The organism is Streptomyces sp. NPDC047017 (assembly GCF_040644175.1).
GTDB lineage: Bacteria > Actinomycetota > Actinomycetes > Streptomycetales > Streptomycetaceae > Streptomyces.
Window position 1 is genome coordinate 303802 of the sequence record NZ_JBEYVW010000001.1, and the last position, 14109, is coordinate 317910.

Here is a 14109-nt window from a genome sequence, read left to right on the forward strand (position 1 = left end):
CTGGCCATGGCTCCATTGAAGCAGACACCGCGCCAGGACAGGACCCTCCTCTCACTGCTTGGACGCCTCCCCGCCCGGAACCCGGCCCGCCCCACCTCACCCCACCAGGCGTTTACGCCAGGTCAGCGGGGTGACCGCGACGGCCCGCTCCGGATCGCCGTCCCACACCGCGGACAGACCGGCGGCGGTGAGCGCGGCGACCACCTCGCGGCCGACGGCGGCCGTGGTCGCGGCGGAGTCGTCGAACCCGCCGTAGTACAGGCTCAGTCCGTGCCCCAGCGCGGCGCGCTCGGCGTTCTGCCGGTGGAAGAAGACGAAACCCCGCGCGTCCGGCCGCTCGGCGGCTATCTCGGCCAGGCCGCAGCCGCGGCAGCAGGCGAAGTGCTCCCGGGCGGTGATGCCGGTCTCCTCCAGCGCGCCGAAGGCGAGCGCGACCCGGTCGGGGTCGGTGACGCCCGCCCAGCCGGCCTGCTCGGCCAGCCGCTCCCGCCACAGCCGGTCCACCAGGCGACTCGCCTGCGCCCCGGAGACCGGCCGCTCGTCCCCGCGCACGAGGTACTCCTCGGCGAGTTCGGCCAGCTCCCGCCGGGAGTCGTAGCCGCAGCGCAGCCGCAGCCGCACCATCTCCTCGACCTGCGCGCGGACCTCGTCGGGCAGCTCGGGCACCGGCACGCGCGGCCCGATGTCCACCGGCCGCCAGTGCGCGCCCGCGTCCCAGCCGGCCGCCTGCCGCGCCCAGCCGGTCAGCAGGTCCGCCACCCGGTCCGGGTCCGCGAGGCCGGTGCCCCGGAACTCGTCCTCGCCGCACCGGTGTTCCAGCCGGTACTCCCCGCCGTCCTCGTGCCAGACCTGCGCGAAGACGTCCGGCAGGTCCGGTATCCGCTGCAGGACCAGGAAGCGGTCCCCGGCCCCGCCGATCCCGCGCACCAGCTCCCGCAGCCGCCCCGCCGTGACGCGCGGGTACGTCCGCCCGGTCTCCGCCTCGACCTTGACGTCGAGCACCGTGTCGATCTCCATGCGTCCACGATGGCATCCGGCACTGACAACACCCCCGTCGAGGGCGCGCGAAAGGGGCGCCCACCTGACGGTGGGCGCCCCCCGAGGCGAGGCGAGCCGTGCCGGGTCAGACCTGCCCGGCCTTCTCCAGCGCGGTGCAGCAGGTGTCGACGAGCAGCCGCGTCACGACGTACGGGTCGACGTTGGCGTTCGGGCGGCGGTCCTCGATGTAGCCCTTGCCGTCCTTCTCGACCTGCCACGGGATGCGCACCGAGGCGCCGCGGTCGGAGACGCCGTAGCAGTACCGGTCCCACGGGGCGGTCTCGTGCAGCCCGGTGAGGCGGTCGTCGATGCCGGCGCCGTAGTTCTTGACGTGGTCCAGCGGCTTGGAGCCCTCGCCGAGCGACTCGCACGCGGTGATGATCGCGTCGTAGCCCTCGCGCATCGCCCTGGTGGAGAAGTTGGTGTGGGCCCCGGCGCCGTTCCAGTCGCCCTTGACCGGCTTGGGGTCCAGGGTGGCGGAGACGCCGAAGTCCTCGGCGGTGCGGTAGAGCAGCCAGCGGGCCACCCACAGCTGGTCGGCGACCTCCAGCGGGGCCAGCGGGCCGACCTGGAACTCCCACTGGCCCGGCATGACCTCGGCGTTGATGCCGGAGATGCCCAGGCCCGCCGTGAGGCAGTTGTCCAGGTGGGCCTCGACGACGGCACGGCCGAAGATCTCGTCCGAGCCGACACCGCAGTAGTAGCCGCCCTGCGCGGCCGGGAAGCCGCCCTCGGGGAAGCCCAGCGGGCGCGCGCCCTTGAAGAAGGTGTACTCCTGCTCGATGCCGAAGACCGGCTCCTGGTCCGCGAACCGCTCGGCGGCCTCGGCGAGCGCGGCCCGCGTGTTGGACTCGTGCGGGGTCATGTCGATGTCCAGCACCTCGCACAGCACGAGGATGTCGGCACCGCCGCGGATCGGGTCGGGGCAGCTGAAGACCGGCCGGAGCACACGGTCGGAGGCGTGCCCCACGGCCTGGTTGGTGGAGGACCCGTCGAAGCCCCACAGCGGCAGGGCGGCGCCCTTGGCGTCGTCCCCGAGGATCTTCGTCTTGGACCGCAGCTTGGCCGTCGGCTGGGTGCCGTCGATCCAGATGTACTCAGCCTTGAAGCTCACGGGCCACTTCCTTCGGGTCTCACCGGGGTGCGCGCGCGGATGCCGCGGCGCCGGGGCACCGCGGTCGCGGTTGGTACCCGGAGCATGTCAACAGGCGGTTTCCCGTCCGTTGCCCGAGTGTGAACCCCGTGTTACCCGTGTTACCCGGCCCGATCGCGGGCCGGCCCGACCGCGACCCGGCCTGCACGAGGCCGGGGCCGCACGAGGCCGGGGCCCGCCCGGCGCCGGTACGGCTCAGCCCCGGCCGAGCGCGTCCCGTACCGCCTCCTCCGTCCGCGCCACCACCGCCGTGCCGTCGTCGGCCGTGATGATCGGACGCTGGATCAGCTTCGGGTGGGCGGCCAGCGCGCCGATCCAGCGGTCGCGCGCCCCGGCCTCCCGCGGCCAGTCCGCCAGGCCCAGCTCCTTCGCGGCGGCCTCCTGGGTGCGGGTGATGTCCCACGGCTCCAGCCCGAGCCGGTCCAGCACGGACCGGATCTCGTCCTCGCCCGGCACGTCCTCCAGATAGCGGCGCACGGTGTACTCGGCGCCCTCGGCGTCGAGCAGGCTCACCGCGCTGCGGCACTTCGAACAGGCCGGGTTGATCCAGATCTCCATGCGGCCCACGGTAGCCACCGAACACCTGTCCGGCGCGTCCGCGTACCGTTTCCCGGGACCAGCATCAAACAGCAGTACGACAGCAGTTCAGGGGAGACCGGCGCGGTGAAGCGGCACTACGGGCGGACAAGGTTCTACGGGGCACTGGCGGGGACGGTCGCGGTGGCCCTCGCGGCCGGCGGCTGCGGCACGGGCGGCGACGGCGGAGGGGACGGGGGCGGCGGCGACCGGGACGGGTCCGGGGCGCCCACCCGCCCCGCCGTCGACCCGGGCGGCACCCGCCAGGCCACCCCGGACACCGCGGCGGCCTGGCACAAATGGGGCCTGAAGCCGCTGCCCGCCGCCCCCGAGCCGCCGGCCGACAAGCCGGTCAAGCTCTCCGCGCACGGCACCGTGCCGGTCTTCGCGCACATACCGACCTCGCAGAAGGTCGTCTTCGTCACCCTCGACGACGGCCAGGAGAAGGACCCCCGGTTCCTCACGATGATGCGGGACCTGAAGGTGCCGGTCACGATGTTCCTGATGAACGACGCGATCAAGTCCGACTACGCGTACTTCAAGCCCTTGCAGCAGATGGGCAACCACATCCAGAACCACACTCTGCACCACCCCGCCATGAACACCGTCCCGCTCGCCCGCCAGAAGGAGGAGGTGTGCGGCGACCAGAAGATCCTCACCCGGCAGTACGGCACCGCGCCGCTGCTGTTCCGGCCGCCCTACGGCGCCTACAACGCGGGCACGAAGACCGCGGTGGACGAGTGCGGACCCCGGGCGATCGTCTGGTGGCGGGAGTCCATGCAGATCAGCGACATGCAGTACCAGACCGGCGACAAGAAGCTGCGTCCCGGCGACATCATCCTCGCCCACTTCCGCGGGCCCAGTGAACTCAAGGGCACCTCGATGACGACGATGTTCGCCAACCTGCTCAAGCGCATACAGGAGCAGGGGTTCGCCGTGGCCCGCCTTGAGGACTACATCCAGCCGCCGTCCCAGTGAGGCCGTGTTCGATTTCCTGCCGCCCCGCCGGCACCTTGCGGAACGGGCGTGACACGACGGCGAATCCCCTCCTCACCAGGGCATTCGAGAGGGCCGGCGACCCCCCGATTGTCAGTGCCCGGCAGTAGAATGGAAGCAGTGTTCGAGGGTGTCGCCGTAGTCCTGCCTCGCGGCGGCACCCCCTCGCGCCAGGAGGATGCCTGTGCCCGCTGCCGCACTGAAGCCGAAGCCGTCGCCCACCCAGTCCACCGCGAAGCGTTCCGTTCCGCTCGACCTGCCCTACGCGCCCGTGGCCAAGCGCCCGTTGCCGCCCGGGCGGCCGCGTGAGTGGTACGTCTCGCACAACCGCCGCCTGAAGGCGATGCGGCTCGCCATCGCCCTGCTCGACTCCGGTGTCCATGTGCCGGGCCAGGCCCGCGACGAGACGATACGGAGCACCGCCGAACTCATCGGCGTCCACCCGCCGTCGGACACCACGTGCCGCATGGTGCGCGCCCTGCTGCGCTACACCCGCTGACCCGGCCACCGACCACCGGACGCCCCGCCCCGCCCCGCCTCGCGCGGGGCGGGGTCCGGGCACGTCACGGCCGGGAGCCCCCGCCCTACGCGGCCAGCTCCTTCTCCAGCGGGGTGCGGAAGCGCGGGGTCACCCGGGTCGGGCCCAGCCGGGCGCACAGCTCCTCCGCCTGCGCGGCGATCGCCGCCTGTGCCTCCCGGCCCGCACCCTCCGTCTCCAGCAGCCGCCAGGCGATCTCGCCGTCGGGGCGCTGCGCCCACCCGCCGACGACCCGGCCGTCCCACCACACCGTCGGGCCCACATTGCCACTGCGGTCGAAGAGCGCGGGCCGCAGCCCGGGCGCCAGGTACCAGTCGCGTTGCTGCCAGCCCATCGCCGTCGGGTCCAGGGCGGGCAGCAGCGCCGCCCACGGCCCCGGCGCGGCCACCGGCTCCAGGTCGTCGGCGAGGACGTACCCTGCCCCCTCGTCGAGGGCCACCGCCCGCGCGCCGATCGCCGTCAGCGCCCGCCGCACCTGCGTCACCGGCCATCCCGTCCACCACTTCAGGTCCGCCTCCGTCGCCGGGCCGCACGCCGCCAGCCAGCGGCGCAGCAGCTCGCTCTGGGCGGCGGCGACGTCCAGCTCCGGACGGGCGGGCGCGAGCGCCCAGCGGAACTGGGAGGACGTCCAGGAGCCCAGCGGCCGGCCCCGCACCACCTTGCCCTCCACCCCCAGCAGGCGCAGCAGCCGCGAGGAGACGGTGTGCACGCCCTCGTAGCTCTTCCCGGGGGCGTACGCGAACTGCTCGCGCAGCCGGGGTTCGTCCCGGGCGAGTTCGGTCGCCGTGGCCTCGCCGCGCCGGGCCAGCGCCGCGAGCGCGGACGCCTCGACCTCGGCCAGCCAGGCCGCGTCCGGGGCGCCCGCCGCCGCCATGTCCTTGAGCAGGGCGGCCCGGGCGCGGGCGGCGACGGCGAGGCCCGTCGAGGCGTGCACCACGCCGGTCAGGTCCGCCGGGAAGACGAAGACCGTGTGCCGCATGCCGTGCATCCGCACCAGCGTGCGGTCCTCGTACAGCGCCCGCTCGGTCCGCGGCACCGTCTTCTCCGGGTCGGCCAGGCGGGCGCCCACCCCCAGGTGGACCGTCGCCGGGTCCGTGCCGTGCAGGGCCACCAGGGAGTCCGCGACCTCCTCGGGGCCCGCCGCCCGCGCCCGCGGGGCCAGCCGGTGCCGTAGGGCCAGCCTGGCCCGCCGCTCGGCCGCGTCGATGTGCCGGTGCTCCCGGTGCGTGTGCTCGTGCATGCGCGTGTGCCCTCCGCCCGTACGCCCATGAGACTGCTCGGGGCCATCCTCGCCGACCCCACTGACAGCCGGGGGCGGTCCGGCCGTACGGACACGCGGCGCCCCGCCGGTCGCGCCCGGCCGCTCACAGACCCGGCGCGCCCCACACCGGGAACCAGCGGCCGAGGTCCTGCTCGACGCGCAGGTCGTCGGCGAGGGCGGCCTTCACCTGGAGTTCCAGGGCGTTGTCGCGGCGCCGGTCCTGGCCGGGCAGCGGGGCGAACGGGTAGAAGGTGCCCCGCTTGTACAGGTACACCAGGGCGAGCCGGCGGCCCGTGCCGTCGCCGTCGTGGAAGCCGGCCAGGGAGCACAGCAGCTGGGGTCCGAAGCCGTTGACCTCCATGGCGCTGTTGACCGCGTGCAGGTCGTTGACGAGTTCGGGCAGCTGGTCGGGGGAGCGGCGGGAGAGCAGCCAGGAGTAGCCGTAGGAGTCCTGGGACAGTTCCACCGGCGGGCCGGTGCGGTCGGCGTCCGCGTCGAGGAGGGCCTGCACCTCGCGGTGGGTCTGCTCGAAGGCCCCGCCCTCGACGCTGGCGAAGCACACCGCGCCCTGCCCGGTCGGGGTGAGACCGGCCGCCGCCTGCAGCGTGACCGCCGCCGACGGCAGCCCGAACAGCTGGTCGAGATCGGGCGGGGCGGGTCTGGTACGGCCGAGCAGGATGTCAAGGAACCCCATCCTCAGCCCGCCTTCCCCGGCGCCGCGGCCTCGCCCAGCTCGGCGGAGATCCGCCCCAGCTGCGCCAGCCGCTGCTCCAGGCTCGGGTGGGTGGAGAAGAACCGGGAGAGACCGGGCTCGGAGCCCAGCGCCGGGGTGAAGTAGAAGGCGTTGAACGCCTGGGCGGTGCGCAGGTCCTCCGAGGGGATGCGGCCGATGTCACCGGTGACCTTGGTGAGGGCCGAGGCCAGCGCGGAGGGCCGCCCGGTGAGCAGGGCCGCCGCCCGGTCCGCGGCCAGCTCGCGATACCGCGACAGGGCCCTGATCAGCAGGAAGCTGATCGCGTACACGGCCGCGGACACGCCCATCACGACCGCGAACACGGCCAGGGTGTTCTGGTCCTTGCGGCCCCGCCCGCCGAACAGCTCCGAGTAGAAGGCGAACCGCACGACCAGTCCCGCGACCACGCCGAGGAACGAGGCGACCGTGATCACGGCGACGTCCTTGTGCGCCACGTGCGACAGCTCGTGCGCGAGGACGCCCTCCAGCTCCGCGGGCTCCAGCCGGCGCAGCAGCCCGGTGGTCACGCACACCACGGCGTTGTCCGGGTTCCGGCCGGTCGCGAACGCGTTCGGCATGTCCATGTTGGACACGGCGACGGTGGGCCGGGGCATGTCCGCGATGGCGCACAGCCGGTCGATCACCGCGTGCAGCTCCGGATACTCCTCGCGCTCCACCACCCGGCCGTGCATCGCGAACAGCGCGATCCGGTCGGAGAACCAGTACTGGGCGGCCAGCACTCCGGCGGCCACCACCACGACCAGGACCCACGACTTCAGCAGCACGATCAGCGCGGCCACGAAGGCCACGTACAGCAACCCGAGCAGGAACAGCGTGACCCCCATGCGCACGGTCAGCCGCCGGTCGCTCCGGAAGCGGCTCTGCATCTTGCATCACCCCGCAGTCAGGCACTCGTCCCGCCCTCCAGTGTGCACCTGCCGGCCCCCATGAAGGGGTCCCGATCAACTCTGGGAGCGGCAAAACGTGCGGGTGGGGCGGGAGGGCCGGGGAGGTGGAGGGCCGGGACCGGGGGGAAGAGGGCAGACCCGGGCCGTGGGGCCTCACCCGTCGAGACCGGCCTCCCACAGCCGCCGCCGGATCGCGTGATCGCCGAGGAGATGACGGCACCGTGCCAGCAGTTCGCCGGCCTCCACCGCCCCGCGCGGCACGTCGGCCGTGGGGTACCAGCTCCGCACGGACTGCTCGGCCCACTGCCGCAGCCGCTCGTCCGGGTCCTCCAGGAGCGCGACCGCGGCCCGCAGCCGCACCAGCCCGCCGCACGCGTCGAGCAGCCGGAACGCGGCCACGCGCAGGTACCAGGGCCGGTCCGGCGCCAGGCGCGCGGTCAGCGCACCGGCGTCCAGGGAGCGCGCCGAGGGCAGCAGGGCCGTCGTCGTCTCGCGGACGACGGCGGGCGCCGGGTCGTCGAGCAACGGCGTCAGCGCGGCCGTGTCCGTCGCGTCCAGCGCGCGCAGCCCGGCCACCGCCCGCGCCCGTACCGCGGGCGCCGGATGGGCCAGCAGCGGCAGCAGCAGGGCGGCGTCGGCGCGCTCCCCGCACTCCGCCAGCCCGGTCACCGCGCCGGGCGGCAGTGCCCGGTCGCCGGCGCGCGCGCACCGCTCCCGGTACCAGGGCGGCGGGTCCGCGCCGTCCTGGCGTACGACATAGCGTGCGCAGGCCCGCACCAGCGCCGAACGGTCGGCCAGGAACCGTGTCGCGCGTGCGGCCCGCCCGGTCCGCCGCAGCGCCGTGACACCGATCGCGCGCACCTGCGGGGAGCGGGCGCCGAGCAGGTGCGCGAGGACGTCGTCGCAGGCCGGGGTGGCATCTCCGTCCGCCAGGGCGGCCACGGCCGCCTCGCCGCACAGGGTCTGGACGACGACATCCGCGTCGCGGGCGGCGGTGGCGGCCAGCTCCACGGGAGACAGCCGGCCCTCCGCCAGGGCGACGCGGTGGGCGAAGCGGCGTACGGTCCGCTCGGGATGGCCGAGGAGGACACCGAGCCGTCCGGCTGGTGCCCGGCGCAGGGCGCGGTCCAGCAGTTCGACGGCGGCGCCACCGCGCTCGCGGCGGCCCATGAGCAGGATCAGCGGGGCCAGGGCCACGGCCGTGTCGCCGTCGAGCACCTCGTCCAGCAGGGCCCGGGCGGCCTCGCGCACCGGGGCGGCCCAGTCGGTGGCGCGGATCACGACCAGCGGCAGCAGGGCCGGATACGCCGCCGCGCGGCGCACGGCACGCTCCCGGCGCCGCCCGTCGCGATGGCACAGCTCCAGGGCGAGCCGCTCCTCGCCGGGCGTGGCGGGAGCGGCGGACAGGGCGCCGGGGAGCAGAAGAGCCGGCGCGCCGGGCGGCAGCCGGTACAGGCTGTGCTGCCGTACGGAGGCGTCCAGCGCCGGCCAGGCGGCGGGGTCGGGGGTGTCCCGGTCGGCGATCTCTTCCGTTTCCATGGCGGCTCAGTACATGGAACGCGTCTGCGCGTAGCCGATGAGGAGGATCAGGGCGGCCACGCCGGCGACGACCACGGTCGTGGATATCCAGGAGGAGCGGCGGGGGGCGGCCGGGCCGGGGTCGCCGCGGAAGGGGACCGGGCCGGGCGGGTTGTCCTTCCAGCGGGCGGCGAGCATCCGGGCCCGCGCGGAGGGCTCCTTGTGCTCGGCGGCCGCCACCCAGCTGTGATCGAACTCCCGCTGGAAGTCGTCCTGTTCGGTCATCCCCGTCACCTCTTCGCTCCTCGACACCGGCAAGGGACCGTGTCCCGTCTGTAGGAGACCCGTGAGGGGCCGGAAGGTTGCACGGCACGGGGGACGCCCCGGCGCGCGCCCCGTTGCCCCGTCCGGGGCGGATCTCCCTCGTTCGGCCCAAGATGCCGAGTGGCCGGGCGCCGGTTAGCCTCGGTGGGGAGTGATCGCGCCGCGGCCGCGGCCTTCCGTCACGTCCCCCGAGCAAGCGAACGAGCGAGTGGGTGGAAGGGAAGGTTTTCCATGAAAGCACCACGCGCGAGGCGTCTCACCGCACTGTCCGTCGCCGGCCTCCTGCTGGCGGGCGGCGCGGCGATCGGCACGGCCGGCACGGCCTCGGCCGCCGCACCGGCCACGGTGAAGACCGCCGCGAGCCACGGCTGCGGCGGCTGGTACGGCAACTGCGGCTACGGCCACCGCGGCGGCGCCTACTACGGGCCGGGCTACGGCTACGGTTACGGCTTCGGCGCCTATCCGAGCAGCGTCGTCGTGATCGTGGTCTGACACCGGCGCCGGGCCCGAGGTCCAACGGAAGCGAAGGCCGCCCCCCGTGCGGGACACGGGGGGCGGCCTTTCCGTCACACGTCGGGGATCACACGTCGAAGTACAGCTCGAACTCGTGCGGGTGCGGACGCAGCTGCAGCGGGGCGATCTCGTTGGCGCGCTTGTAGTCGACCCACGTCTCGATCAGGTCCGGCGTGAACACGTCGCCCTGGAGGAGGAACTCGTGGTCGGCCTCCAGGCGGTCCAGGACCGCGCCGAGGGAGGTCGGGACCTGGGCCACGTTCGCGTGCTCCTCGGGAGCCAGCTCGTAGAGGTCCTTGTCGATCGGCTCGGCCGGCTCGATCTTGTTCTTGATGCCGTCCAGGCCGGCGAGCAGCAGCGCCGAGAAGGCCAGGTACGGGTTGCCGGAGGCGTCCGGGGCGCGGAACTCGACGCGCTTGGCCTTCGGGTTCGAACCGGTGATCGGGATACGCATCGCGGCCGAGCGGTTGCGCTGCGAGTACACCAGGTTGACCGGCGCCTCGAAGCCCGGCACCAGGCGGTGGTAGGAGTTCACCGTCGGGTTGGTGAAGGCCAGCAGCGACGGGGCGTGCTTGAGGATGCCGCCGATGTAGTAGCGGGCGGTGTCCGACAGGCCCGCGTAACCGGCCTCGTCGTAGAAGAGCGGGTCGCCGTTGCTCCACAGCGACTGGTGCACGTGCATGCCCGAGCCGTTGTCACCGAAGATCGGCTTCGGCATGAAGGTCGCCGTCTTGCCGTTGCGCCAGGCGACGTTCTTCACGATGTACTTGAAGAGCTGGAGGTCGTCGGCGGCGGCCAGCAGCGTGTTGAACTTGTAGTTGATCTCCGCCTGGCCGGCGGTGCCCACCTCGTGGTGCTGGCGCTCGACCTGGAGGCCGGACCGCTCCAGCTCCAGGGAGATCTCCGCACGCAGGTCGGCGAAGTGGTCGACCGGCGGGACCGGGAAGTAGCCGCCCTTGTAACGGACCTTGTACCCGCGGTTGTCCTCCAGCGCTCCGGTGTTCCAGGCGCCCGCCTCGGAGTCGATGTGGTAGAAGGACTCGTTCTCGGCGGTGCGGAAGCGCACGGAGTCGAAGACGTAGAACTCGGCCTCGGGACCGAAGTACGCGGTGTCGGCGATCCCGGTGGAGGCGAGGTAGGCCTCGGCCTTCTTCGCCACGTTGCGCGGGTCACGGGAGTACTGCTCGCCCGTGATCGGGTCGTGGATGAAGAAGTTGATGTTGAGGGTCTTGTCCCGGCGGAACGGGTCGATCCGCGCGGTGGACAGGTCGGGCCGCAGGGCCATGTCCGACTCGTGGATGGCCTGGAAGCCGCGGATCGAGGACCCGTCGAACGCCTGCTCGTCGTCGGGGTCGAACGCCGCGGCGGGCAACGTGAAGTGCTGCATGACGCCCGGCAGGTCGCAGAACCGGACGTCGACGAACTTGACGTCCTCGTCCGCGATGAACTTCTTTGCGTCGTCGGCGTTCTGGAACATCCAGCTCCTCCTACTCCCGACCGTCCCGCCGGGGTGGTAGATCGTTGGTGCGGCCAGTGCGGGTGGCACACGATGCCTCGACCCTAGGGACGGGTGATTTCCCGGGCGTGACCCGTTTGTTTCGCAGAAGTTAACCGACCGGGGCGGGGTCACGTCCGCGGACACCCCGGCGGCCTGCCCGCTGCCGGCCTCGCAGTACCGTGGACGGGTGGACAACAGGCAAGCAGTGGGATCGTGGCTCTCCGGGCCGCGCGCGGCCATGGAAGACGCCGGTGCCGACCTCGGCTACCGGGGCGAACGACTGGGGCTGCCGGAGGAAGGGCCCGGCTCGATCGCCCGCCCGGGACGGCGGCTCGGCGCCGTCGCCGTCGACTGGGCGCTGTGCATGCTGATCGCATACGGCCTGATCACCCACGGCTACCGGCAGGCCACCGGCAACTGGGCGCTGCTCATCTTCTTCGCCCTCGGCGTCCTCACCGTCGGCACCGTCGGCTGCACCCCCGGCAAGCGTCTGTTCGGCCTGCGCGTGGTCGCCCTGGGCAGCGGCGGCGTGCGGCCCCTGCGCGCCCTGCTGCGCACGGTCCTGCTGTGCGTGGCGATCCCGGCCCTGGTCTGGGACCGCGACGGCCGCGGCCTGCACGACCGGCTGGCGGGCACGGTCGAGGTCCGCATGTAGCGCCCGCGCGGCGGTGTACGGCCCTCCGCACGCGTACGACGAGGGGCGCCCGGAGTGATCCGGGCGCCCCTCGTCGTACGCGGGAAGTCAGCGGGTCTTCGGGCCGCCCCTCGGCATCCGCATGCCCTTGGGCATCGGGCCCTTGGGCAACGGCATGTTGCTCATCAGGTCGCCCAGCGCGCGCAGCCGGTCGTTGGTGGTGGTGACCTGCGGGCCGGTCAGCACGCGCGGGAACTTGAGCATGGTCGTGCGCAGCTTCTTCAGCTCGACCTGGTCCTCGCCGGTGCCCACGATCACGTCGTGCACCGGGACGTCCGCCACGATCCGGTTCATCTTCTTCTTCTCGGCGGCCAGCAGGGACTTCACCCGGTTCGGGTTGCCCTCGGCGACCAGCACGATGCCGGCCTTGCCGACCGCGCGGTGCACCACGTCCTGGCTGCGGTTCATGGCCACCGCCGGGGTGGTCGTCCAGCCCCGGCCGATGTTGTCCAGCACCGCCGCCGCGGCGCCCGGCTGCCCCTCCATCTGCCCGAAGGCGGCCCGCTCGGCCCGGCGTCCGAAGACGATCGCCATCGCGAGGAAGGCGAGCAGGAGGCCCAGGATGCCCAGGTAGATGGGGTGTCCGAGCAAGAAGCCGATCCCGACGAGGACACCGAGAACGACGATGCCGACAGCCGCGAGCACAAGACCGAGCTTCGGGTCGGCCTTGCGGGTCATCTTGTACGTCAGGGCGATCTGCTTCAGTCGCCCCGGGTTGGCAGCCTCGGCTGCGGTTTCCTTCCTCGCCATGCCACGAAGTCTACGTGGCCCCGGGAGTGACCGACGACGCAGCCGGTTCAGGGACGGACGGCGGGGAACCGGTCGAGGACGCGCTGCGCCTCGACCCGGTCCTTGGCGCGGCGGCGGTCCTCCAGGACGGAGGTCCAGGCGTTGCGGCGGGCGGTGCGCTGGCCGCCGCTCATCAGCAGCGACTCGACCGCACGGAGTGCGTCCGTGAAGGACGGGATGGGTGTGGCGCGAACGGGCGCGGCCTGCATGACGGAGTGCCCCCCTCAAAAGGCTCCGGGTGTACGTGGTGTGAGTCCAGGGTCACTGATTGGTGTTACCAGGGCGTGACCGGCCGGTCAAACGCCGGTGAAGGCCCGGCCGCGGGGGCCGGAAGGCTGACGCGGCCCCGGCCGGCGCCCTCAACTGCGGCGACGGCCGGGGCCGCGTCGTATCGGCCACTACTCATCAGTAGGTTCTTGTGCGCAAATTCACACGCTCGCCGTACGGTGCGGCCGCCGTACCGGAAGCGGAACCTGACGGGTGGTCAGACGGAATCAGACGGCCTGCGAGGCGACGAAGGCGCCGCGCTTCTCCACGGCCATCTGGTACAGCCGGCCCGCGCGGTAGGAGGACCGTACCAGCGGTCCGGACATCACGCCCGAGAAGCCGATCTCCTCGGCCTCCTCCTTCAGCTCCACGAACTCCTGCGGCTTGACCCAGCGCTCCACCGGGTGGTGGCGCACGCTCGGGCGCAGGTACTGGGTGATGGTGACCAGCTCGCAGCCCGCGCCGTGCAGCTGCTGGAGCGCCTCGCTGATCTCCTCGCGGGTCTCGCCCATGCCGAGGATCAGGTTGGACTTGGTGACCAGGCCGAAGTCGCGGGCCTCGGTGATGACCTTCAGGGAGCGCTCGTAGCGGAAGCCGGGGCGGATGCGCTTGAAGATCCGCGGCACCGTCTCGACGTTGTGCGCGAAGACCTCGGGGCGGGACTCGAAGACCTCGGCGAGCTGCTCGGGGACCGCGTTGAAGTCGGGGGCGAGCAGCTCGACCTTGGTACGGCCGCCCTCGCGCCCGGCGGTCTGCGCGTGGATCTGGCGCACGGTCTCCGCGTACAGCCAGGCGCCGCCGTCCTCCAGGTCGTCGCGGGCGACGCCGGTGATGGTGGCGTAGTTCAGGTCCATGGTGACCACGGACTCACCGACGCGGCGGGGCTCGTCACGGTCGAGCGCCTCGGGCTTGCCGGTGTCGATCTGGCAGAAGTCGCAGCGCCGGGTGCACTGGTCGCCGCCGATGAGGAAGGTCGCCTCGCGGTCCTCCCAGCACTCGTAGATGTTCGGGCAGCCGGCTTCCTGGCAGACCGTGTGCAGGCCCTCGCTCTTCACGAGGTTCTGCATCTTCGTGTACTCGGGACCCATTTTCGCCCGGGTCTTGATCCACTCGGGCTTGCGCTCGATGGGGGTCTGGCTGTTGCGGACCTCCAGGCGCAGCATCTTGCGTCCGTCGGGTGCGACTGCGGACACGTCGGCTCCCTGTAGCTTCGATTCTTCGGCGTACCCAGCGTACGCCCGTGTTCATTGCGCCCTGCCTGCCGGTGAGGCCAACGCCCGGCCCGCGGCGATCATTCCCGCCG

General features: G+C 72.8%; 16 protein-coding genes. 4 read left to right on the forward strand and 12 right to left on the reverse strand.

The features are described 5' to 3' along the window. Nucleotides 1–96: 96 nt before the first annotated feature. The 3 genes from ABZ858_RS01530 to ABZ858_RS01540 form a co-directional block, all read right to left on the reverse strand. On the reverse strand, nt 97–1017 hold the full coding sequence (locus ABZ858_RS01530; RefSeq protein ID WP_361370923.1) for a hypothetical protein: 921 nt from the start codon (nt 1015–1017) through the stop codon (nt 97–99). 106 nt (nt 1018–1123) lie between these two features. Continuing rightward, nucleotides 1124–2152, reverse strand: coding sequence for a glutamine synthetase (glnII, locus tag ABZ858_RS01535; RefSeq protein WP_361370926.1), 1029 nt, complete (start codon nt 2150–2152; stop codon nt 1124–1126). A 234-nt stretch (nt 2153–2386) separates the two neighbouring features. Beyond that, nucleotides 2387–2749: an arsenate reductase family protein gene (locus tag ABZ858_RS01540; protein ID WP_361370929.1), complete on the reverse strand. Its 363-nt coding sequence runs from the start codon at nt 2747–2749 to the stop codon at nt 2387–2389. A gap of 105 nt (nt 2750–2854) precedes the next feature. Here ABZ858_RS01540 and ABZ858_RS01545 point away from each other — a divergent pair, with 105 nt between their 5' ends. Further along, the gene (locus tag ABZ858_RS01545; RefSeq protein WP_361370932.1) at nt 2855–3745 is read left to right on the forward strand and encodes a polysaccharide deacetylase family protein; all 891 of its coding nucleotides are present in this window, start codon (nt 2855–2857) and stop codon (nt 3743–3745) included. A gap of 202 nt (nt 3746–3947) precedes the next feature. After that, nucleotides 3948–4262, forward strand: a complete 315-nt coding sequence (locus tag ABZ858_RS01550; protein ID WP_361370935.1) for a hypothetical protein — start codon at nt 3948–3950, stop codon at nt 4260–4262. Between the two features lie 85 nt (nt 4263–4347). On the opposite strand, the gene ABZ858_RS01555 is transcribed toward ABZ858_RS01550, so the two are convergent. The 5 genes from ABZ858_RS01555 to ABZ858_RS01575 form a co-directional block, all read right to left on the reverse strand. After that, on the reverse strand, nt 4348–5541 hold the full coding sequence (locus ABZ858_RS01555; RefSeq protein ID WP_361370938.1) for a winged helix DNA-binding domain-containing protein: 1194 nt from the start codon (nt 5539–5541) through the stop codon (nt 4348–4350). Nucleotides 5542–5665: 124 nt separating this feature from the next. Then, nucleotides 5666–6256 (reverse strand): hypothetical protein, encoded by a 591-nt coding sequence (locus tag ABZ858_RS01560; protein ID WP_361370940.1) that lies wholly within the window; start codon nt 6254–6256, stop codon nt 5666–5668. 2 nt (nt 6257–6258) lie between these two features. After that, entirely contained in the window at nt 6259–7182 is a 924-nt protein-coding gene (gene htpX / locus ABZ858_RS01565; RefSeq protein ID WP_361370943.1) for a zinc metalloprotease HtpX, read from the reverse strand. 174 nt (nt 7183–7356) lie between these two features. After that, nucleotides 7357–8742 (reverse strand): hypothetical protein, encoded by a 1386-nt coding sequence (locus tag ABZ858_RS01570; protein WP_361370946.1) that lies wholly within the window; start codon nt 8740–8742, stop codon nt 7357–7359. A gap of 6 nt (nt 8743–8748) precedes the next feature. After that, nucleotides 8749–9006 carry a hypothetical protein gene (locus tag ABZ858_RS01575; protein WP_361370949.1) on the reverse strand — a complete coding sequence of 86 codons (258 nt, stop codon included), beginning with the start codon at nt 9004–9006 and terminating at the stop codon, nt 8749–8751. Nucleotides 9007–9276: 270 nt separating this feature from the next. Between ABZ858_RS01575 and ABZ858_RS01580 the strand changes: the two genes are divergently transcribed. Then, on the forward strand, nt 9277–9537 hold the full coding sequence (locus ABZ858_RS01580; RefSeq protein WP_361370951.1) for a hypothetical protein: 261 nt from the start codon (nt 9277–9279) through the stop codon (nt 9535–9537). A gap of 88 nt (nt 9538–9625) precedes the next feature. Here the strand turns inward: ABZ858_RS01580 and glnA are convergent, their stop codons facing one another. Further along, nucleotides 9626–11035 (reverse strand): type I glutamate--ammonia ligase, encoded by a 1410-nt coding sequence (gene glnA, locus ABZ858_RS01585; protein ID WP_361370954.1) that lies wholly within the window; start codon nt 11033–11035, stop codon nt 9626–9628. A 208-nt stretch (nt 11036–11243) separates the two neighbouring features. Here glnA and ABZ858_RS01590 point away from each other — a divergent pair, with 208 nt between their 5' ends. Then, nucleotides 11244–11711, forward strand: a complete 468-nt coding sequence (locus ABZ858_RS01590; protein WP_361370957.1) for an RDD family protein — start codon at nt 11244–11246, stop codon at nt 11709–11711. 87 nt (nt 11712–11798) lie between these two features. On the opposite strand, the gene ABZ858_RS01595 is transcribed toward ABZ858_RS01590, so the two are convergent. From ABZ858_RS01595 to lipA, 3 genes are all read right to left on the reverse strand, one after another. Beyond that, nucleotides 11799–12500, reverse strand: coding sequence for a DUF4191 domain-containing protein (locus ABZ858_RS01595; protein WP_361370959.1), 702 nt, complete (start codon nt 12498–12500; stop codon nt 11799–11801). 47 nt (nt 12501–12547) lie between these two features. Next, entirely contained in the window at nt 12548–12748 is a 201-nt protein-coding gene (locus tag ABZ858_RS01600) for a hypothetical protein (RefSeq protein WP_361370962.1), read from the reverse strand. Between the two features lie 285 nt (nt 12749–13033). Beyond that, complete coding sequence (lipA, locus tag ABZ858_RS01605; RefSeq protein WP_361370964.1) at nt 13034–13999, reverse strand: lipoyl synthase; 966 nt, start codon at nt 13997–13999, stop codon at nt 13034–13036. Nucleotides 14000–14109: the final 110 nt, after the last annotated feature.

Excerpts from the sequence above, each read along its gene's own strand:
- ABZ858_RS01555 (WP_361370938.1), bottom strand. The coding sequence starts at position 5,541 with ATGCACGAGCACACGCACCGGGAGCACCGGCACATCGACGCGGCCGAG.
- ABZ858_RS01575 (WP_361370949.1), bottom strand. The coding sequence starts at position 9,006 with ATGACCGAACAGGACGACTTCCAGCGGGAGTTCGATCACAGCTGGGTG.
- ABZ858_RS01570 (WP_361370946.1), bottom strand. The coding sequence starts at position 8,742 with ATGGAAACGGAAGAGATCGCCGACCGGGACACCCCCGACCCCGCCGCC.
- ABZ858_RS01530 (WP_361370923.1), bottom strand. The coding sequence starts at position 1,017 with ATGGAGATCGACACGGTGCTCGACGTCAAGGTCGAGGCGGAGACCGGG.
- htpX (WP_361370943.1), bottom strand. The coding sequence starts at position 7,182 with ATGCAGAGCCGCTTCCGGAGCGACCGGCGGCTGACCGTGCGCATGGGG.
- ABZ858_RS01560 (WP_361370940.1), bottom strand. The coding sequence starts at position 6,256 with ATGGGGTTCCTTGACATCCTGCTCGGCCGTACCAGACCCGCCCCGCCC.
- ABZ858_RS01595 (WP_361370959.1), bottom strand. The coding sequence starts at position 12,500 with ATGGCGAGGAAGGAAACCGCAGCCGAGGCTGCCAACCCGGGGCGACTG.
- ABZ858_RS01580 (WP_361370951.1), top strand. The coding sequence starts at position 9,277 with ATGAAAGCACCACGCGCGAGGCGTCTCACCGCACTGTCCGTCGCCGGC.
- glnA (WP_361370954.1), bottom strand. The coding sequence starts at position 11,035 with ATGTTCCAGAACGCCGACGACGCAAAGAAGTTCATCGCGGACGAGGAC.
- ABZ858_RS01600 (WP_361370962.1), bottom strand. The coding sequence starts at position 12,748 with ATGCAGGCCGCGCCCGTTCGCGCCACACCCATCCCGTCCTTCACGGAC.
- ABZ858_RS01540 (WP_361370929.1), bottom strand. The coding sequence starts at position 2,749 with ATGGAGATCTGGATCAACCCGGCCTGTTCGAAGTGCCGCAGCGCGGTG.